At 40.5% G+C, this 20,762-nt stretch carries 19 protein-coding genes and 1 tRNA gene; 9 read left to right on the forward strand and 11 right to left on the reverse strand.

Annotated features, from left to right (window positions below):
* Nucleotides 1-31 precede the first annotated feature (31 nt).
* From F3741_01230 to F3741_01245, 4 genes are all read left to right on the forward strand, one after another.
* On the forward strand, nt 32-2,311 hold the full coding sequence (locus tag F3741_01230) for a hypothetical protein (GenBank protein ID MZG29421.1): 2,280 nt from the start codon (nt 32-34) through the stop codon (nt 2,309-2,311).
* 198 nt (nt 2,312-2,509) lie between these two features.
* On the forward strand, nt 2,510-3,541 hold the full coding sequence (gene hemE / locus F3741_01235; GenBank protein MZG29422.1) for a uroporphyrinogen decarboxylase: 1,032 nt from the start codon (nt 2,510-2,512) through the stop codon (nt 3,539-3,541).
* A complete protein-coding gene (hemH, locus tag F3741_01240; protein ID MZG29423.1) occupies nt 3,534-4,469 on the forward strand; it encodes a ferrochelatase in 936 nt (311 codons plus the stop codon). Before hemE ends, hemH begins: the two co-directional genes overlap by 8 nt.
* A 30-nt stretch (nt 4,470-4,499) precedes the next feature.
* The gene (locus F3741_01245) at nt 4,500-6,701 is read left to right on the forward strand and encodes an AAA family ATPase (protein MZG29424.1); all 2,202 of its coding nucleotides are present in this window, start codon (nt 4,500-4,502) and stop codon (nt 6,699-6,701) included.
* A gap of 40 nt (nt 6,702-6,741) precedes the next feature.
* Here the strand turns inward: F3741_01245 and hflX are convergent, their stop codons facing one another.
* The gene (gene hflX, locus F3741_01250; GenBank protein MZG29425.1) at nt 6,742-8,031 is read right to left on the reverse strand and encodes a GTPase HflX; all 1,290 of its coding nucleotides are present in this window, start codon (nt 8,029-8,031) and stop codon (nt 6,742-6,744) included.
* A gap of 114 nt (nt 8,032-8,145) precedes the next feature.
* Nucleotides 8,146-8,646 (reverse strand): cyclic nucleotide-binding domain-containing protein, encoded by a 501-nt coding sequence (locus F3741_01255; protein MZG29426.1) that lies wholly within the window; start codon nt 8,644-8,646, stop codon nt 8,146-8,148.
* A 715-nt stretch (nt 8,647-9,361) separates the two neighbouring features.
* Between F3741_01255 and F3741_01260 the strand changes: the two genes are divergently transcribed.
* Complete coding sequence (locus F3741_01260) at nt 9,362-9,718, forward strand: DUF4325 domain-containing protein (GenBank protein ID MZG29427.1); 357 nt, start codon at nt 9,362-9,364, stop codon at nt 9,716-9,718.
* A gap of 56 nt (nt 9,719-9,774) precedes the next feature.
* Nucleotides 9,775-10,170 carry a tetratricopeptide repeat protein gene (locus F3741_01265; protein ID MZG29428.1) on the forward strand — a complete coding sequence of 132 codons (396 nt, stop codon included), beginning with the start codon at nt 9,775-9,777 and terminating at the stop codon, nt 10,168-10,170.
* A 27-nt stretch (nt 10,171-10,197) separates the two neighbouring features.
* Here the strand turns inward: F3741_01265 and F3741_01270 are convergent, their stop codons facing one another.
* Complete coding sequence (locus F3741_01270; protein MZG29429.1) at nt 10,198-10,662, reverse strand: tRNA (cytidine(34)-2'-O)-methyltransferase; 465 nt, start codon at nt 10,660-10,662, stop codon at nt 10,198-10,200.
* A 603-nt stretch (nt 10,663-11,265) separates the two neighbouring features.
* Between F3741_01270 and F3741_01275 the strand changes: the two genes are divergently transcribed.
* A complete protein-coding gene (locus F3741_01275) occupies nt 11,266-11,451 on the forward strand; it encodes a CPXCG motif-containing cysteine-rich protein (protein ID MZG29430.1) in 186 nt (61 codons plus the stop codon).
* A gap of 212 nt (nt 11,452-11,663) precedes the next feature.
* Here F3741_01275 and F3741_01280 read toward each other — a convergent pair whose 3' ends face one another.
* From F3741_01280 to F3741_01295, 4 genes are all read right to left on the reverse strand, one after another.
* Complete coding sequence (locus tag F3741_01280; GenBank protein ID MZG29431.1) at nt 11,664-12,167, reverse strand: pentapeptide repeat-containing protein; 504 nt, start codon at nt 12,165-12,167, stop codon at nt 11,664-11,666.
* Nucleotides 12,168-12,206: 39 nt separating this feature from the next.
* Nucleotides 12,207-13,169 carry a GTP-binding protein gene (locus F3741_01285; protein ID MZG29432.1) on the reverse strand — a complete coding sequence of 321 codons (963 nt, stop codon included), beginning with the start codon at nt 13,167-13,169 and terminating at the stop codon, nt 12,207-12,209.
* A 172-nt stretch (nt 13,170-13,341) separates the two neighbouring features.
* Nucleotides 13,342-15,186 (reverse strand): RiPP maturation radical SAM protein 1, encoded by a 1,845-nt coding sequence (locus F3741_01290; GenBank protein ID MZG29433.1) that lies wholly within the window; start codon nt 15,184-15,186, stop codon nt 13,342-13,344.
* 472 nt (nt 15,187-15,658) lie between these two features.
* On the reverse strand, nt 15,659-15,859 hold the full coding sequence (locus tag F3741_01295; protein MZG29434.1) for a cold-shock protein: 201 nt from the start codon (nt 15,857-15,859) through the stop codon (nt 15,659-15,661).
* A 799-nt stretch (nt 15,860-16,658) separates the two neighbouring features.
* Between F3741_01295 and F3741_01300 the strand changes: the two genes are divergently transcribed.
* Nucleotides 16,659-17,339: a TVP38/TMEM64 family protein gene (locus tag F3741_01300; GenBank protein ID MZG29435.1), complete on the forward strand. Its 681-nt coding sequence runs from the start codon at nt 16,659-16,661 to the stop codon at nt 17,337-17,339.
* A gap of 119 nt (nt 17,340-17,458) precedes the next feature.
* Nucleotides 17,459-17,695, forward strand: a complete 237-nt coding sequence (locus tag F3741_01305; GenBank protein ID MZG29436.1) for a DUF4197 domain-containing protein — start codon at nt 17,459-17,461, stop codon at nt 17,693-17,695.
* Nucleotides 17,696-17,751: 56 nt separating this feature from the next.
* Here F3741_01305 and F3741_01310 read toward each other — a convergent pair.
* From F3741_01310 to F3741_01325, 4 genes are all read right to left on the reverse strand, one after another.
* Nucleotides 17,752-17,828 (reverse strand) — tRNA-Arg (locus F3741_01310).
* Between the two features lie 113 nt (nt 17,829-17,941).
* Nucleotides 17,942-18,292: a DUF190 domain-containing protein gene (locus F3741_01315; protein MZG29437.1), complete on the reverse strand. Its 351-nt coding sequence runs from the start codon at nt 18,290-18,292 to the stop codon at nt 17,942-17,944.
* A gap of 1 nt (nt 18,293) precedes the next feature.
* The gene (gene crcB / locus F3741_01320; protein MZG29438.1) at nt 18,294-18,674 is read right to left on the reverse strand and encodes a fluoride efflux transporter CrcB; all 381 of its coding nucleotides are present in this window, start codon (nt 18,672-18,674) and stop codon (nt 18,294-18,296) included.
* A gap of 135 nt (nt 18,675-18,809) precedes the next feature.
* Entirely contained in the window at nt 18,810-20,720 is a 1,911-nt protein-coding gene (locus F3741_01325; protein ID MZG29439.1) for a CRTAC1 family protein, read from the reverse strand.
* Between the last annotated feature and the right edge of the window lie 42 nt (nt 20,721-20,762).

Consider the following 20,762-nt stretch of genomic DNA (forward strand, 5'->3'; position numbering starts at 1 on the left):
ATTACTAAATAAACTTGATTTACCCTTGATCATGGAACAAGCACAGCCGAGACCTCTGTTGGTTCTTTTGGGACTCTTTCTCATCGCCCTGTCTGTTCGAGGAATTTATTTTTTTGAACTTTCACAAATTCCTTTGTTTGATACAGTTCTTCCTGTGTACGATCATTCCAATTTTGATCAAGGTGCGCTGAGTTTTGCCAGTGGTGACATGTTGGCAAGGTCTGCCAATAACAGCTACTCTCCTCTTTATAAGTATTTCCTTGGGATTATCTATTACCTCTTCGGCAGGAATTTTTATGTGGTTTACGGTGCGCAGTTTGTGCTGGGAGCCTTGGGTGCGGTATTAATGTTCTTGATCGGCAAAAAACTGTTTGATGATCGAGTGGGCCTGCTGGCTTTTGCCGGCTTCTCTCTATATTCCATAGAAATTATTTATGAGGGAATAATTCTTCGAGCCGCATTCATAACCTTTCTGGGGATTCTTTCTTTTTATTTGTTGATCCGATTGCGTGAATCTCCAGCTCCTTCAATGCTGGTGGCATGTGCACTGGTGCTGTCATTATTCTTTCAATCCCGTCCCAACACCTTTTTATGTTTTCCATTTGTGATTTTCTATATCCACAAATACGTTTTGACAGAATGGGAACCTCGAATGAGATTTAAAGGGTGGGGAATGTTTTTGGTTCCCTTATTACTATCGTTTGTCCCCTTACTGGTTCAGTGTTACCTGGTTCATGGAAGGTTTGTGTTTTTTGATTCCAGTGGTCCTACAGCTTTCTTATCCGGAAACTTTTTAGATTATCCCGGAGCAGGCTTTGACATGAACCTTTTGGCAGAGTTTCAGAAGAAGTACCAGATGGAAAATTTAACTCCGGCATCTTTCATTATTCAGCAGATAATGATGGATCCTGTTGGTTTCTTAAAAGTAATATGGAGAAAGCTTTATTTTTATTTCAACGATTTGGAGGGGGCTTCAAATCTTTCTATATATCTTTACCTTGAAAACTCCAATGTATTGCCTTTCTTGATAAGTCATTTTTCTCTGTTTTCTGCGTTGGGAATCATGGGTGTTGCGTTGGCTGTCCTGAACAGGGAAAAGGTATTTTTGCTGTATGCATTCTTGTTAAGTTTGGTTCTGTCGGTGGTTATTTTTCATGTTGTCTCGCGATTTCGAGTTCCCTCTACCCCATTTTTGATTCTTTTTGCCGCCTATGCTGTGGGTTGTGCCATTAAATGGTGGCAGAGGCGGGAATATAGATCTCTAACAGTTTTCGCGGTGATTTTTCTTGCGCTATTTTATGGTTTGCGTGCGCCAGAGGATTTCACCAAGGTTCGCTATGTGGATTATTGTAATTGGAGCCTCACTTACTTAACGGAAGAGAAATGGTTTGATGTGGAAGAGGCGGAGACTTATGCGATCAAATGTGTGGAGGCCAAAAGAGAAATAAGTTCAGATTTGGGTGTGACCAAAGAGGGCCTGGCATCTATCTATAAGCTTTACGGGTCTTATTTGATTCGGCAAAAGGATGAAAGAGCGGGAAATGTTATGCAGAATGCTTTTTCGATCAACCCTTTTGATTCTGAATTATACAGGATGTATTCCGACTTTCTGGTAACTCGTAATAAAGTAGACTCAGCAGTCCGATATCTTCATATCAGTCGGATGGCAAACAAAAATGATGCGGTGCCATTGAAAAACCTTATCCAGCTCTATTATAAGAATGAAAGTGACCCGGGAAGACAGCTGACAGCATTGAAAGCGGTGTTACCTGTTGAAAGAGATCCAAATATAGCGCAAAAGGTGAAAGAAGAAATCTTTAGGTTGGAAAGTTTTATTTTAGAACAAAAAGATATGTTAAGAATTTCAGCTGAAAAAGCACAAAAATTTTACTCAGAAGAGAATTGGTCGGCTGCTCTTAAAGAATATAAAAAGTTGAATGCATACAATGCTACTAACGAAAGCTTTCTGATTGAGCAGGGCAAGGTGTATGAGTTTTTAAATGATAAAGAAAATGCTTTGAATTCGTTTTATGATGCTTTGCTGGTCAATGAGGAAAACCCTGAACTGAATAAAAACCTGGGAAACTACTATATTTCTATCGGTAACCCGGTTTTGGCAATCCTGCACTGGAAGCAATACCTGGACACCTCACCAGAAAATGATGAAAAAATATCGATTCAGGAGAAATTCAGGTTCCATTCCAGAAAGCTGAGAATGGAGAGCCTGCCGAAGCAAATAATTGGACTTTCTGGGGATCAAAACGGTCAGCTTTATAGAATTTATCGCAATATGAATGTGAAATTGGGATGATAATGCAGATTCCTGCTCTAGAATCAAAACAACCGTTGATCCTGAATGGGTTCCCGTCCTATAATCAATAAATTCTGCTAGCCGCAGGGGCAAATTGCTAGAGCTTTTAAGCCTCGAATACTGTTTGTTCGCCAGTGTGAGTTATTGTTGATTTCCTCGCAATGGCTCTCAATATCCCCCTTTTTTTTGAATAGGTTTATGGAAAATTCAAGTGAATACCGTTTTATAAAAGCCTGCCGGGGTGAACCGGTAGATAAAATCCCGGTATGGTTTATGCGTCAAGCTGGCCGCTATATGAAGGTTTACCGGGATCTCAAGGAAAAATACACCTTTCTCGAACTTTGCAAAAACCCGGAATTGGCGTGTGAGGTGACACTACAACCTCTGGATGTGCTGGGAGTGGACGCGGCTATAATTTTTGCAGACATTCTTCTTCCCCTGGAGCCTATGGGAACCGGTCTGGAATTTTCAGCGGGAGACGGTCCCGTGATTCCGCGCCCGGTAAAGGATAGAAAAGCAGTAGAAAAACTTATGCCGGTAAATGTTGAGGAGCAATTGGGTTTTGTCGCTGATGCGATCCGCATGGTGAGAAAAGAAATTAATATTCCCTTGATCGGTTTTGCTGGAGCTCCTTTTACCTTGTGCAGTTATATGATTGAGGGAGGAAAATCGAGAGATTTCACAACTACGAAATTGATGATGTATGAAGCTCCCGATGTCTGGGAACAGTTGATGGGCAAGGTCTGCACTATGCTGGTGGATTATTTGAAGATGCAGGTTTCTGCAGGAGCTCAGGCTATTCAGATATTTGATAGTTGGGTGGGGTGCCTCGGTCCCAATGATTACGAAAAATATATTCTTCCATATTCCCGCCGTATTTACGAAGGACTTAAGGATACAGGAGTTCCTGTTATCAATTTCAGCACAGGTACCTCTACAATGCTGGACCTGGTGCAAAAGGCTGGTGGTGATGTGATCAGCTTTGACTGGCGAATTCAGATGGATGCTGCAAGAGCCTTGCTGGGTAAAGACCAGCCGGTTCAGGGTAATCTTGATCCTGTTACACTATTTGCTCCCTTACCTGTAATTAAAGAACGTGTTCAAGATATTCTTCAACGTTCTGGAGGGAAAGGTTATGTATTCAACCTGGGGCATGGTATTTTGCAGCATACACCTGTTGAACATGTCAAAGCTGTAGTAGACATGGTCCATGAATTCAAGCATGAATGATTTTTCCCAGCCTTTGACGGGTGTTTTTCTGATGGCTCATGGAGCTCCCGAGTCGGTTGATGATATTCCAGAATATTTACGGAATATCAGGGGCGGAACGGAATCCACTCCAGATACTATCCAAATAATTCGTGACCGCTATGAACAGATTGGCGGCAAGTCTCCTTTGAGGGAAATCACTGAAGAACTCTGTTCCCGACTTGAATCATTTCTAAACCAGCAAGAACCGCAGTTCAAAGTCTATTGTGGAATGCGCAACTGGAGTCCGTATATCCGCGATGAAGTGAGGAGGATGAAGGAAGATGGAGTAAAAAAAGTGGTGGCGCTTTGTTTGGCCCCACAATTCAGCACATGGAGCACACGTTTGTACTTTGAAGTTTTTAAGGAAGCTTTAAAAAACTGTGATGCTGGGGATATGGATGTAAGCTACATTGGTAGTTGGGCGGACCACCCACTTCTCATAGATGCGTTTGCAGAAAAATACCGGTTGGCTCTTGAAAAGCTAGGTACAAATGCTGAGAAAACGGTTCGAACAATTTTTACGGCACATAGCATTCCATCTGAATCAATAGAATTTGGAGATCCTTATCCTGAAGAGTTTGACAAGACCATTAACAAGCTTGTGGAGAGAGTTCAACCGAACCAATGGTACAAAGCTTACCAGAGCCAGGGCATGATACCAATACCTTGGTTGGGACCGACAGTGGAATCGGTTTTGGATAAGATCGCGAGGCAGGGCTCGAAAACAGTTTTAATGGTTCCTGTTGGTTTCGTTTGCGATCATGTAGAAATTTTATTCGATATTGATATAGAGTTCGATCAATACGCCAGGGAACGGAAACTGAACTTACACCGTACTGAATCTTTAAACCTGTCCCCAACATTTATTGAAGCCTTGGCTTCTGTGACATGGGAAAACCTAGTTTGATAAGCTAAGCATCTATCCAATTTTTTTCCAATGAACCTTGAAAATTTAAACCCACAACAAATACGGGCCGTTTGTCATAAAGGAGGTCCTTTGATGGTAGTTGCTGGAGCGGGTTCAGGAAAAACACGTGTCATCACTTGTCGAATTGCGAACTTGATTAAGGAGGAAGGCGTTTCTCCTGAAAACATTCTGGCGATTACCTTTACGAACAAGGCCGCTGGTGAAATGAAGACGCGTGTGCGAAATATGCTCGACTTGCATAGGTCTGCACCCTGGATAAGTACTTTCCATTCATTTTGCTTACGAATTCTCAGAAGCCATATCTCAGAGTTGGGCTTTTCCAATGATTTTGCTGTCTATGATTCCCAGGACCAGTTGACGTTGATAAAGCAGTGCATGAAAACCGCTGAAATTAGTGCTGAGGTGTTTCCTCCTAAATCACTTCTTAACCATATTAGTGGATTTAAAAATGACTTTTTATTGCCGGATGATATCAATTCTGATGAGATGCCTCATGGACAACAAGTAAAAGCGGCAAGCCTTTATCCTGTTTATCAGGAGGCTTTGAAAAAGAATAATGCCCTTGATTTTGATGACTTGCTGATTTATGCCACAAAGCTGTTTCTGGAAGTTTCAACACTCAAGGACTATTACAGCCAAAGGTTTCAGCATATATTGGTTGATGAGTTTCAAGATACGAACACGGTTCAATACAAGCTGGTTTGCCTGCTGGCCCAATCACATAACAATATATGTGTGGTGGGTGATGATGACCAGAGCATTTACCGTTGGCGAGGGGCTAATATTGAAAATATTTTACAATTTGAAAGCGATTTTCCCGAGACGACGGTTATAAAACTTGAGGAAAACTATAGATCGACTCAAAATATTTTAACAGCAGCCGGAAGTGTGGTTCGAGAGAATAGGAATCGTAAAGATAAAACATTGTGGACACAAAATGAAAAAGGCTCGCTTGTTTTGAGCTACAGGGCTAAAGATGAGACGGATGAGTCGGAGTTTGTTTGTGAAAAAATTCAAACCCTGAATCGCGATGAAGGCTTCAGTTTTAATGAAATGGCGGTACTTTATCGTACAAACGCCCAGTCTCGGGTGATTGAGGATGTGCTGAGAAGGCATGGGTTGCCATATCAGGTCATCGGTGGATTGCGATTCTATGAAAGAAAAGAAATAAAAGATGTGCTGGCATACATGCGGGTGATTATGAACCCGAGTGATTCTGTTTCTTTAAGGCGAATCATCAACGTTCCCGCAAGGGGGATTGGTAAGACTTCTCTGGAAAAAGTGGATATGTATTGCAGGGAAAAGGGTATTCCACTTATAGAAGGTTTGCGCGCTAATGAGCAGTCAAAGTTGACCGCTTCCGCAGCTGCAAGGAAGATAACCCAGTTTCTTCAAATAATTGATGACTTGAAAAACACTTTTATGGAAGGAAACCCTTTAGAGCTTTTGACAGAGATAATTGAAAGAACTGGATATGGAGAAATGCTAAATAGAGAAGGCACTCGAGAAAGCAAGAGTCGTATCGAGAATCTGAATGAACTTTATTCTGCAGTGGAGCAATCTTTAGAGAATGGTGAAGGTTCGCTGCAAGAATTTCTGGATTCGGCCTCTTTAGTTGCAGACCTTGACAGCCTTGATGATGAACGCGGTGTATTGCCATTGATGACCCTTCATTCCTGCAAAGGCCTGGAGTTTGCGTCGGTATTTTTAGTGGGTATGGAAAACGGACTCTTACCTCACGCCAGTTCAATGTCTGAGCCTGACGAATATGAAGAAGAGAGAAGGTTATGTTATGTAGGTTTTACCCGTGCCAGAAAGAAATTGTTTATCACTCATGCAAGGCAGCGACGAATCTATGGAACCACTTTTAATTACCAGCCATCAGACTTTTTGCTATCGATACCTGATGAAGTCATGAAACATGAATCCAGCGGTATCAGTAACCCAGTAGCCTCTCAGTTTGGAGGAAGGATTGGAGGCGGTCATGAAGCATTATCCTCTTATCAGGTAAATGACGACAGTAATTATTCAATAGGTACTAAAGAAGGTACTTATTCTATTGGAACTAAAGTATTGCACTCGAAATTTGGGTCGGGCATCGTGCTCAACCTTTCTGGTAATGAAGAAAATTTAAGTGTGGAAGTTTTTTTCAAGGCTCCACATGGAAAGAAGAAGCTCGCAGTTAACCACGCCAAACTGATTATTCTGTGATAGTTCTATTTCACTGAACCCATCACCATAGAAGTAAATTTCATTCAGGATTGATAGGTTGCCGCAAAATTGACTCAAGTTTGGCCTTTGCTCCCGCCGCAACCCTCAACTTCAATATTATATTGTTGGGTGTGTAATCCTCAGCCAAGACCAAAGCATGTTGCCTTATTTCGTGTATAAGTGCGGCTTGAGAGTGTTTGAGTTCGAGTCGATAGGGAACCAGGTTCTTCTCATAGTGAAAGATCATCCGTTGGCGGAGAGTTTCAATGCCTTGTCCAGTTTTACTGGAGATACCTATTGCAGAGGGATTAGTGTGGATGGCTCGGTCAAGGATTTCCATATTGGGTAAGGCATCTATCTTGTTGAAGGCGAGAATAATGTCGATATCATCCATTTCCATTTCTTCAAGAAGGTCATTGGCGATGCGCATTTGCTCAGCGTATTCAATGTGGCTAATATCAACTACATGAATGAGCAGATCAGCATCCCGAACTTCATCCAGTGTACTTTTGAAAGAGGCGACCAGATCATGAGGTAATTTTGAGATCAACCCAACGGTATCTGAAAGTAATACAGGGTAGGGAAAGTTATTCTTTATTTTACGCACGGTTGCATCCAAAGTGGCGAAAAGTTTATCTTCGACCAGGGTATCAGCGCCAGTCAGAGAGTTCATCAATGTTGACTTTCCCGCATTGGTATAACCGACTAATGCAACTTTATAAGCGCCCTTCCTTTTTTTTCGCTGAGTTGACTTTTCCTTGTCAATTTGCACAAGCTTCTTTTCCAGTTTGTGAATTTCATTCCGGATCATTCTTTTATCCAGTTGAATCTGTGTTTCTCCTACGTCTTTCATACCGATTCCTCCACGCTGTCGAGAAAGATGTCCCCACATTCCAGTAAGGCGAGGGAGAGAATATTTCATTCTTGCCAGTTCGACCTGAGTCTTCGCTTCCCGGGTTTTTGCGTGATGGCTAAAAATTTCGAGTATGATCCAGGGTCTGTCCATGACCCTGCACTTAAGAATATTTTCCAGCTCTCGGTTTTGCCGAGGTGAAAGTTCTTCATCAAAGATAACGATTTCAGCTTTATGTTGCTGAACAGCCAGTCTCAGCTCTTCCACTTTTCCACTGCCTAAAAATGTTTTGGGGTTAATCTTATCCAGTTGTTGGGTTAATCGAGCGATAGAATCATAGTTCGCAGTTGTTGCAAGCCCTTCCAGTTCTTCAAGTGAAATAACTGTTGATGGGCTATCTGGCATGCGAACCCCTACTAGAATGGCTTTTGGTTTTGTAGTGGATATGTCTACAGGTATGGCATTACCAGATTTCATGGGTTATGCTAATTTAAACAATAAATTAAAGCAAATAAGGTGTATATTGCATGATTAATAATGAAAGAGGAAGCAGGTAAACAGAGTAATAAATTAAATAGATAACATCTTGAATTATTTTTCGGTATTTACTTTTAAGCTAATGTATTTGGAGTTCATATCATCCAGTCTCTGGATTAAGACCTTGATCAGTTGTGTGTGGAACTTCTTTTGAATAGTTAGGTCAAAGCTTTCAATGGCTTTTTTTGTGATTCTCATAAGGATAACTTCAGAAGAGCTAGCGTAAGCACTAGTGTTCCTTGGGCCATCACTTATTAAAGAAATTTCTCCAAATATTGCCCCCCCCTTTAATTCTGCAAGAATTGTTTGATTAGACTCCATAAGGGAAACATGCGGTTTTAGGACTTTGGTATCAGATGACTTAGTAATTCTAACGGTACCTGTCAAAATAATAAATAACGCAGAACCAGATTCACCTTCAATAATTATATCTTTACCATTTTTATATTTTTCAAAAACTCCATTTGCTTCTACGAGTTTAGATTTTTCATCTGTTGAAAACTCTTGAAAAAATGGTAATCGATCAATAAATTTAAGGATGGGATTTTTGTCCAAGTTGCACCTCTGTTCTTAATGATTATAAATACAGCTGTAGCTCTTGCTTACTAAAAAATATATATGATTATGATGCACTAATTTTCTATTTTTAATGTTGTATTTTAAGAGTTCATATAGATCAAAGTTATCACTTCTTGCTAGGTTTGTCTTATTATTGGGTTTTTTTAATAATTGATAAGCAAACTTTGCGCGCATCATGGCATTTGTCCGACTACCATTTATCGTATTTTTTCTAAATTTTATAAACTATTTCAGCCGTTTCACAATTCAACTCCAGGAAAATTTTATAGGTCTAGGGGTCATTTCATAACTTCTTAGCAGGGGGTTCTAGTTTACTGAAAGATCAAGAATTTTTTTCTTATTTTCATTGCTTTTTGGTAAGAAAATTCATTGGTCTTACTGGCCTTGGAAAGATTTTCCGATTAGAGACGTATTAAATTTTTCGAGCAAAAACTCTGAGAAATAATCAATAATTTTAATGTAAAATTTAGTTGCCCGTTTGGTGCTTACTGTAAAAAGCTGTCTTTAATGTACAAGAGCATGTAAGGTGTATATTTTACTGTAATAATTTATCAAAAACAATTGGGATGAATTGAATACAACAATGAAAGTTTATTAAAAAATATTCAGAAAGTATAAATATATAATATGCAGTTGTATCATTAGGAAAGGGAATATATTTTTAAGAAGTCAACCTTAGGGAAAAATAACCATGAAAATAAAGCTTGCAGAATATATAGGAGTTAGTTGCTCATCTGTTGATGACGGAAATAAACTGTACTGCTGTGTAGAACCAGAATTCAAGAAAGGTAACCCTGTGGAACTGGACTTTGAAGGGCTGCAGTCAATTTTAACTCCTTTTCTTCACAATAGTATCGGAAGATTGCTTTATGAATATCAAAAGGAAACGGTCATGGAGAGGCTGGTTTTTTGTAATCTGTCCGCAGAACTTTTGAAACAGCTGAATATATATATTGATCGTAGAGAAGAAGAACAGTTTCAGGACGACTCAAGAAACTCCATGATGGAACTATTTGAAGAAGATGAATTGGGAGATTCTTCTTTATAAAGATTTAAAATTTTATAGAATCTATGAAGTAAAACTGCTAAGCAGGAGAGTAAACCTTGTTTTCTAAAATTTTTGAAAGTAAAGAAATAAAAGAATTGAGATCCCGTTTAGAATCAACTCCTAATGACCCTGCCGCACATTTTTATCTTGGCGCTGCGTATGAAAAATACGGTAGATACAAAGATGCGATACGCGAATTTGAAGAAACGTTGAAAAGCAACTCGAAATCGGCCGAAGCTCATTATAACCTGGCCCTCTTGCATGAGAAGATGTTGAATGGAGAAAAGGCTATTCTTCATATCATAAATGCAGGTAATCTTTTCGGCAATAAGAACGACCAGGTGAATAAGACTGAGGCCAGGAGATTATTAAGGATGTACTATCGAAAGTTTAATGTTAAGCCTAAAGATTCTGTGGAACCTGATAAAGAGATACAAACAGAAAAAACTTGATATGACTTTATAGAATGCTAATGGTTTTCATACTCCCAATTGTCGGATGGCCTCGTAAACAACAATACTCACAGCATTAGCAACATTAATAGACCTTACTCTTTCATCATATTGAGGTATGTGGTAAGTATCGTCTTTGTATAAATCAATAAGGTTTTGTGGTAGTCCTCGGGTTTCACTACCAAAAAAAAGATAAGCACCCGGTTGAAATTCATGTTGAAAGAAATCTTTATTACCCTTGGTTGAGAAAAATACTTTCTGGGCTAGTTCAGGAATACTTTGAAGAAATACTTCAAGTCTAGGATATATATTAACATCGACGTATTTCCAGTAATCCAGACCTGCCCTTTTAAGCTGGCTATCACTGATTTCGAAACCCAGTGGTTCAATGAGATGCAAAGAACTTTCTGTGGCAAGGCATAACCTTCCAATTGTTCCTGTATTCATAGGAATTTCAGGTTCGACTAAAACAATATTTAGTGAATGAGGCATGGGATATATAAACTTTTAATCGATTAAAATGTTTTATAGCACAGACAAAATATATCCATAACCCTTTTATTATTTATATATTGTCTTCTATGTGTGTCTAGGAGTTTGAGTTTAGTCAAAAAGAACGAATCGTACATCCAAGAACCATAAATACAAGCAATTCTTCATGATTTTAGAACTTTTTAAAAAAGGAGTGAAACATGGATGAAATAGGTGATTAGATGATATCCAATGTTTTAGGTATCGATTTAGAAACTTCGGTTTAAGATGCGGCCATGGTTATGTCCTCAAGCAATATTGGATCATTGCTGGTAAGGAAATTTGATAACTATGTGGGCATTGTAACTGAAACGGATTTAGCAAGAATAATTATGAGTAAAGGTTTAGAGCCTGAATCTACATTTTTTGAAAATATAATGATAAGTCCTATTCTTTCCTTGGATAGTCACTTGCCTATTTAAAAAGCGAACCTATTTATGAACAAAATCAAGATATGTCATTTTGGAGTTACTAAATAGGGTGGAACTTTAGGTGTTTTTTCTGTGAAAGACCTGATGCCCTTTTTTCTAAAGACTTTCATATTTAGGTGTGGCTGGGCTTAATATGGAGCAGCGCGAACATTTTTTTTTCTGCCCGCATTGTGGTGAATCCATTTCAATGTTGTTGGATTTGTCGGAGCCGGATCAGAAATATATTGAAGATTGTGAGGTATGTTGCCATCCAATAGAAGTCAAATTTGCAACGGGCACTAATGGCGATGTTATTTTTGAGGAAAGCCGAGTTGATTGAAAGGTTGAGTGAGGTTTAATTTTTGCTTTCTTCCGCATGGGTTTTTTCTTGACTGATTTTTGAGCTATAAATTCTTAATTATCCCAGGTTATTGCGAGGTAGGGAGGAAGTTGAGTCGCTCTATCGATTTCGGCGGACTCAATTTGTTCAGGTGTTAAATTAAGAGATTGAGATAGGTCAACTCCTTTTAAACGAAAGTCAATAAGTTTTGCCTAGTCAAAATTAGCTCCGTTTAAATTTTCCATGGTAAAGTCTGCGGCCACCAGTGTTGTTTCAGTAAAACCTGCCTCTAATAGGTTTGCTTCATTAAAGCGTGCTTCACTTAACACAGCCCAACTGAAATCTGCCCAACGCAGATCGGCTTCTGAAAAATCTGCCGCGACCAATTGAGCATCCGCAAAATAAGCATCGTGCATATCAGCTTTTGAAAAATTGGCCTCTGTTAAATCAGCTTCAATAAAATTCGCATTGCTCAAATTTTCTCCACTCAGGTTCGTGTTGTTGAGATTAGCTTTTGCCATTTTGGCATCATGCAGATCTAACCCTTCAAGGTCAAGGTCGGTCAGCATAGCCCCAAATAGATTGTCCTTGGAATCAAGAACTTTCTTTTGCGATGCTTGTTTCTTAACCTCCAGGCGCTCAAGCTCTTTGATCTCTGCTTCGCTGAGCTCAATTTCCTGCGACTCATCAGGTCTTGTTTGACTATCTTCTGCCATGATTGCCTTAGCAAAAATAAAGTTTATACGGTCAACTTATCAAGAAACAGCATTATTCATCAAACTCTCTTCCAGTCTCTGAGCATTCAGATTCTGGCCAATGAAGACTATTTGATTAAGTGGATCTTCTGTTTCCCAGGGCTTGTCAAACCTTCCTTCAAACATCATATAAACACTTTGAAACAAGTATCGTTCTGCAGAACCCTCAATATTTAGAATACCTTTAGAACGAAATACATTCATACCTTCGTATATTAGCAACATTTGCAACCATAAATTTAAACGATCTGGATCTACATGCCCCGGAAAAGAAAGGGAGACCGAAGAAATAGATTCATCCGTTTCATGGTGGCTGGTATTGAAACTGGCAGTTTCCAACGCGGTTTCTAAATTGAATCCCCCGATATTTAATATATGATTTAAATCAATCACAGCCTTAGTCGTCTGCCATATTTTTGCGGTAGGATTTATCTGGCGTACCTGTTTTTCCAGTTTTCCCATTTCGAGTTCTGATACCAGGTCAGCCTTGTTTAAGAGGATGACATTAGAAAAGGCGATTTGTTCCCAGACAACCTCCTGTTCATTCAGGATATTCCAGATATGTTTTGCGTCAACCAGAGTGACGATTCCATCAAGAAAAAGCGAATTGGAAATTTCATCCTCAACAAGGAAAGCCTGTGCAGTGGGACCGGAATTGGCAAGGCCGGTGCTTTCAATGATAATGTGATCGAATTTTTCGTTTTTTTCTAACAGCCGGTTCAGGGTTTCTATCAAGTCTCCGCGAATTGAGCAACATATACATCCGTTACTCATTTCGAAAATATCTTGATCGGCTCCGATAATAAACTCGGAATCTATTCCAATTTCTCCGAACTCATTTTCAATAACGGCGATTCTTTTGCCATGATTTTGTTTTAAAATATAATTCAGGAGAGTGGTTTTTCCTGAACCCAGGAAACCGGACAGCAACGTTACGGGAAGTCCTTTTTCTGAAGTAGCCATATAATTGAAATAAGGTTTTTTAATTTTTTAAAAGCAATTATAGCATTGCAAAAGTATTCCCGATGGCCAAAAAATATGATTGGATTCAAAATCAGTATTTCATAAGTGTAAAAATTCAAATTTACCAAATAATGAAGGACTTAGTGTATGCCGGTAGATGTTGATGACGCTATTAAAGATTGGGATTATGTGGAAGGGCTAAATTCAGGTACTTTTCACGTTCTCCATAAATAAGACCTTTCTCCAAAAGGTATGCGATAGCATCTTCGACCTCATGATCCTCTGGATCCTTGCCGGTTTTCTCCCGAAAATAGTCCCGAATCTGTCCCGTTGATTTGGGTGCTTCATTGCAGTAGATAAATGCCCATGCACGTGGCCCTTCTAATCTGATTTTTTTGGACTCCATTGATCTTTGATCATAAACAGTCACAAAGTCCATTGCTTTTGTGAAAATCAAGTAAGGCAAATCCTCTGAATGATGTCTTCGCTTCCATTCTTCAGCTGTTTGAAATAATTCCTGCTTCAACATGGGGTCTATCTGGTTGCAGGTTTCGAATTCAAAATCGTAGGCTATTTTCATATGATCGATGTCAGGGTGATCATAGACAAAAGGATAGGCTTCGCCGGGCGCTGTAATTTTGACTCCATACTCTTCCGGTCTTTGAAAGTAAGGGCTGAACCTCTCCAGCCAGAGGCTACCGACACACTCTGGAGGGGGGAGATGAAAAAGTAATTTTATCAGGTCAATCTGCTGACGGTAATCGGCATTGGTCTCGCCGGGAAAACCGATAAGTATATTCCAGTTGATTTCAATGCCGTAGTACATGGCCCATTTCATGCAGAGAATATTTTGTAAAGGTCGTACACCTTTATCCATTTCCTGCAATTGGTTTGTGCTAAAGCTTTCAATACCTGGTTGGATAACTTTTGCTCCACCTTGGGCCAGGGTCTTGATTTGTTTTTTGGTCAGGTTACTTTTTACTTCAATAAAGAAATGCAGGTCATAGTTATTTTCGGCTAATCCACCAAAGACTCCATCAATGTATTTCATTTCCAAAATGTTATCCACTAACCTGAACCGGAAAGAATCGTATTTATTTGAAAGTTTCGTAAGGTCAGTGTGTACCTGTTCTATAGGTTTGGATCTGAATTTCATGGTGCTTGCATTCAAACCACAAAAAGTACAGTGATGTTTCTCTCCCCACCAACAACCTCTAGCGGTTTCATATAGAATGACCGGGTTTTCCAATAAGGATGAGTGAGGGTCAATCTCCCTCAGTTGATCGAAAAAATCATCGTAATCAGGAGCTGCGTAGTCTTGAAAATTACCAAACATGGCTTCGGGAGCATCATAGAGCACTTCCCCTTCACACCGGTGAATCACACCTCGCGGAACAGGGCCATCACCCTGCTCAAGATAGTTGACCAATTTAGGTAAAACGTCTTCTGCTTCTCCAGGTACTACATAATCAATCCAAGGGAGAGCCCTGAAATATTCCATCCCCATTTCGGATTCAAAGTTGGACCCTCCAAACAGAATTTTTAGATGAGGAAATTTTTCCTTGATCCATTTAGCAAGGGTCAGACTTGCTATATTTTGATTAAAAGTCGAAGAAAAGCCCACTACATCAAAGGAACCCCAGTCGTATGCATCCCTTGACCACTGAAGGAATTCAGGAACCATTTTGGTTTTTACATCGACTAAAAATTCTTTCGGGCGCTCAATTGACTGGCAGACATCTTCAATATGTGGAGCGAAATGGTTCATGTAATCCTGGTTTCTGGTATTGTCTCCGAAAAGTGGGTGGGAAAATAACCACTCTCCAACCAGAAATCGTTTTTCGCAGAGCTGGTTGTATACAGGCAGGCCAAGTTGGTGTGCGAATTGAAGGTTCAGATAATGACTCTTGACTTCGCAACCATGTTTTTTCAGCAAAGTCGAGAGGGTTCCCAACTGTATAGAGGGATATATATGGAACCCGAAGGGCATATTGATTAAAGCTATTTTTAAAGGCATGGCATATTGTATCAATAACCGGGTGCTGTTCCACAATAAAAAGCTTTATGCTCTATTCAATTCGACCTGCTCTTGTTGTTGAGTAATGAATGCTGGTCGGATTGGATATGTGGAATCCGGGGAAAAGCTTGTGTATCGGTGAATTTCGTTTTTCGGAAAAGCTTTATGGTGGGAAGGAGAAACAGGTTTATTTTTATTTAAGCGGTTTTGAACTCTTTTTCGTCAACTTTACTCACTGGCTTGGCACTACGCCCTTTTTTATTATATAAGGAAGGTGACTGGATTTGTTTGTCAGATCTTTTATTAAGTGCTTTAACAGAAATAACTTTTTTCAAATTTCCCGAGCTGTCATAAACTTTTACTTCATGCATAGTCTTTCCCTTTCTAATATGTCTTTTACGCAATTAATATAGTGACCGAACCATTACCGGCAGAGTAGATACTCTGCCGGGGAAAGACACTTTTAATTTGATTACTTGGGGACAACTTTTGAGGCTTGTGGTCCTTTTTGGCCCATGGTTTTTTCGAATTCCACAGCTTGTCCTTCATGGAGGGTTTTGAAGCCTTCACTTTGAATCTCTGAAAAGTGAACAAAACAATCTTCACCATCATCGGACTCGATAAAACCATAACCTTTACTTTCGTTAAACCACTTTACTTTTCCTTGAGCCATCTAAATACTCTCCTGCAAATAAACGGGAATTTTTTTCTGACCCTGGAATCAGAGTTTCCCAAATTTGAATTTAGGTTGCCATTTTGGCCTTATTCGGTGCAAAAAAAAACCATCCACAATTCTGATTGGACGGCTGGAGAAATAAAGCCCAACAATTTGCATTCCGATTCATCATGATAGTGCTCAAAAAAACAGCCATCAACCTATGCCAACCCAGTTTGGCACAAAGTGTATCATAAACTGTGTATAAACCCAACTCATTTAGATGATTTATATGGTCCCCGGAATCTCACATTCAAGACTTTGGGCAATGGTTTTTTATCAGTGGATTTTGTAACTGGTTGTTATTTCTGCTGATATTTTTCAGATGGTCCAAAATGACTTGTTTTTTTGTCGATTTGGGGAAGATAAAATAGTAAACTTTACAAAAAATTGGTTTTTTTTAAATTAGGTAAAAATGGGAATATGTGCAGCTCTCAGTTTTCTTGAGAACATAACCTGTTAGGGAATATCAAAAAACTTATCTGTTTTGGCTGTCCGGGATTTTCCTGGCAGGAGTTGTTTTCATTCGCCTTCGGCTTTTGGGAGTATCCCTTGAGTGTGATGAAGGAGAATATGCCTGCATGGCCCAGCAGATTCTTCATGGAGTCTTGCCGTATACTGAATCCCGACCGGTGTTTATTTTTGTTGTCAATGCTCCCTTGTCATGGGTGCCTGTCAGGCCTGACTTTCCATCTCTTCTAAAAAACCTGGAGCTTGCCCGGTCAGTGGCAGGAAGAAATTAGTCAGGTTCTAAATTATGATGAAAAAGATAGTGGCAGGATTATGTGTAATGATTGTTGGAGTCAGCCTGTATTATTTTCTTGGCGACTTATTGAGTTTGAGCTGGCTCAGGGAAAACCAGGGCCTTTTGGAAAATTATTATCAGTCTAATGGCTTGTCTATGATGGCTGGTTTTGTTGCTCTGTTCCTGGTGATCGGATTGTTTCAACTACCCGGAGCGACTCTTCTCAGTGTTTTTTCAGGAGTATTGTTTGGCCTGCCAATTGGTCCTTTATTGGTGAGTCTGGGTTCGACCCTGGGTGCGGTGTTGGCTTTCTTTGCAGCCCGATATATTCTCAGGGACTGGGTGGAAAACAAATTTGGTGAAAGGCTGCAGCCAATTCAAGAAGGTCTGTGCGAGAATGATATCCATTATATGCTGGTGTTGAGGCTGGTTCCCCTCTTCCCTTTTTTTCTCGTCAATATCGCTATGGGAGTTAGCTCGATATCCTGGGAAGTTTTTATGGTGGGAACATTATTAGGAAAACTTCCCGCTACATGGATCTACGCAAATGCCGGAAGTCACCTGGTCAGCCTGAAATCTATTTCTGACATCACTTCACCGGGGGTGATAAGCGCCTTAACCCTGCTAGGGTTATTGGCCATGACACCGGTTATTTATAAGCAGATGAATAAACATAAAAAAGCTGGTCGATGATAGCCATATGATCAGGAGATATTTATTATGAGATATCAATTTGTTTTTACGCTGCTTGTTTTTATTTCCAGCCCGAATGTCAGTAGCGCGCAATTCTTTGATAACTTGTTGCAAAAGGAATGGATTCCTTATCTCAGGATAACTCTAAGGTTGGCGTGACCTCGGTATATAAAGACATGATGAAACAATTTTTGAATTTTCCATTTGCCTCCGATGAAGCATTGGGCCTCGATACTTATGTGACCGAAAAAGCTGTATCTGGATTGTTTGTGATGCTGGCCGAAGAAGAAAAAAATATCAGGACAAACCCTCAGGCAAGGGTTACCGATCTTTTAAAGCAGGTATTTGGTGGCTAAGAGGTAATTCGACCACTCAAAGCAAGTGCTTTGTCGGGCAATCAAATTAAGAAACGTGGCACGCCTGGCAGGATTCGAACCTGCGACCTACGGATTAGAAGTCCGTTGCTCTATCCAGCTGAGCTACAGGCGCATACAAAATATTTCCTGAGTCAAAATACAGGGACGGCATATTAAGCGGAGAAATCAATTGCCGCAAGAATAATATTTTTATCTCTTCAATGCTCAAAGCAATACAGTCATTGACTAGTTTCCATCTTCCTTTGGTCGGCCTTCATAGAGAATTATTTTGACTTCTTCCTCGGTTATCAGGCCTTCATCGATCACTTTATCAAGTTTAGGTTTAACCCGTTCGATATTTTCTTTCCGGTCAACCACTTCTATCACAATTGGAAGATCATCGGACAATCTTAAAATGGATGTAGTATGAAGTTTGCTTGATTTTCCAAAACCACTGACACCTCTTAATACAGTAGCTCCCGCAAGGCCTTCTTCCTTGAAAAACTCGACCAGATATTTAGAAAGAGGTATTCCATCATGTTTATCAGACTCGCCGATAAAAATTCTTAAAAGAATAGCATCGGATTCTTTTTTCATATTATTTCAGACCTGTGATAGTGATTAAAACTTTTCCAAAATAAACGGCAAGTAGACAGAGTGTGACAGTTCCCACCAGGTTAGCGCCAAAAAGTAAATGCTGGTCCTGTTCCAGAAGCTTCATGGATTCAAAGCTGAAGGTGGACATGGTAGTGAACGAACCTAATACACCGATAGTCAGGAATACACGAATCTCTTCACCAAAAAGGCCTTTGTATTCAGAGGCATACATAATCAAAGCCAGTAGCAGGCTGCCAATAAAGTTCACTCCAAGGGTGCCAACAGGAAAGGTGATAAATCCACCCTGGATCCATCCGCTGATCCAGTAACGCAAAACCGCCCCGATAAATCCTCCAATTCCAATTATCAACCAAAGTGACATATTTTTAAATGCCCTCCATATACCTTCCCGGCGAATTGTACCACCCGCTTGGCGTGGGACCAACGGGTAACCCACCCCGGTGGAATGAAATATAGCAAGAGTTGATTGAGCCGTCTATACCCATCCTTATGAGTTTTACTGGTTGCCCTCCAGGGCTTGACGATGGATGATATATTCGCGGTTTACAGAAAAACTGTGTTTCAGGATCGAGGTTTCTCCCGTTGACCAAGTAACTTCCATTTGCTGGATGGTTTCAAATTGTCCCAACCCAAAATGGGCGACCGGAGCATCGTAGGAATGGAATCCACCTCCTGTTTTAATTTCCCGCATCTGGTGGCGTTCGCCATCTTTTCCATAACGGATGATGACGGTGCATCCCAGGCAAAACCGGTTGCCTTTTTCATCAACCAGCTGGACGCTAACACTGTTTCCTTTTGTATTGTTATTTGTATAGACCTTGAAGGGACCATATAAAGTGTTTGCGATAATATCCAAATCTCCATCCCGGTCTATATCAATGTAAGTGTAGGAAGAGCTGTGGTCGAGATCATCCAGGCCAAACTCTTTCTGGGCAGGGGTAAAAGATTTGCCATTCTGGTTGTGAAAAAAATTGTTCGAAGCATACTCCTGGGTGATGGGAACACCGTTGACAACATAGAGGTCTTGCCATTCATCGTTGTCCAGATCGGCAAATCGTGCATTCCAACTCCATTCAGCGGTGGAGATATCAGTTTGCCTGGATAGATCTGTAAAAGTGTGGTCCTTTTGCCCGGATAACAGCAGGTTAAACTGGGTTTGCATGGGTATTTCATTTTCCCTTGAAATTTCAACATGCTCTGCTTGAAAAAACTTTTTGCAATAAGTCCGGTTCAGATTAAAGGGCGGTAAAATCTTATCGCAAAGATTGGGAGACTTCCGGCTCGAAGCAACCAGGATCATACGTGTGACCATACATTCTTTTATCCATTGCGGATTATTCAACCTGGTGCAATGCTCGGTGATGTCCTGCTTCTCGGGGTTTAGTAAAGTGGTGAGCTGGTTGAACCGGTGGCAGGTCGCCCGACTGAGCAGGGTTTTTCCGGAATCACAAAAATCCAATCCTGCGTTTTTCATTGTTGATCCAAAGATATTGGAGACTACATCCAGTCCACGTGACATTCCTATATTGGCGAGATAAATATCGGGGATCAGGTCGTTATTAAAATCCCCCGTATCAATGCTCATGGTGTTCTGTGTTGTAATGGGGATTACTTTATCTTGATGTATTATTTTCTTGAACCCTTCACCGGCGGAACCAAAGTAATAAGTATCCGCGACCCTGTAGTCGTTGCCAACCATTAGATCTGCATGCCCATCGGCGTTGATGTCTGAAAAAAGAACGCTGTGGGTTTGCCCGGGAATCCCTTCAAGGTTGCGTAACTCAAAATCCAGATTGCGATTGAGAACCCATTGATTGGCCGCTTGTTTGACGGGTGTGCGGGTGAACACTCCCAAATAATAATTGCCGTTAACGATGTCGGGAAAACCATCCTGGTTCAGGTCGGCAAAGGCCGATGCGCTGGTCAGCAAGGCTCCTTCATTGGGAACGGGAAGAATACGTACACGACCCTCATCAGGTAATGGATTGAGCACCACAAAGTTTCCTTCATTAAAAGTAGTCAGGAAAATATCAAGCCAGCCATCATTGTTTAAATCCACCAGGGCAATGTTAATGGCCTGCTTGCCATTTAAAGACTCGATACCACTGATTATTTTTTTGAAGTGTGTTCCGTTCATGTTCTGGTAGAGTTCGAAACCATTATTGGTGGCGACTGCTATATCGGTCCACCCATCTAGGTTGAAATCGCCAGAGGCAATGCCTCGCCCAAAAAAAAGTGGATCAAGAAAAATTTCTGGTGTCAGGGAATTTGAATAAGTAATGCCCAGTTGCGGCCCTAACCTCTGGGTGAACGGTTTGCCAACATGCTTGTTGCGTGGAGCCTGGGCAAGGGCATGAACTTTAACGTTGCCCTGGTTTAAGATGATGGGCGATGTGTAACGTGTCATGGCTTTTGGGGAATAATTTTTTTCGGGGAAACGGATCTCCCG

The organism is Nitrospinota bacterium (assembly GCA_009873635.1).
Lineage (GTDB): Bacteria > Nitrospinota > Nitrospinia > Nitrospinales > VA-1 > LS-NOB.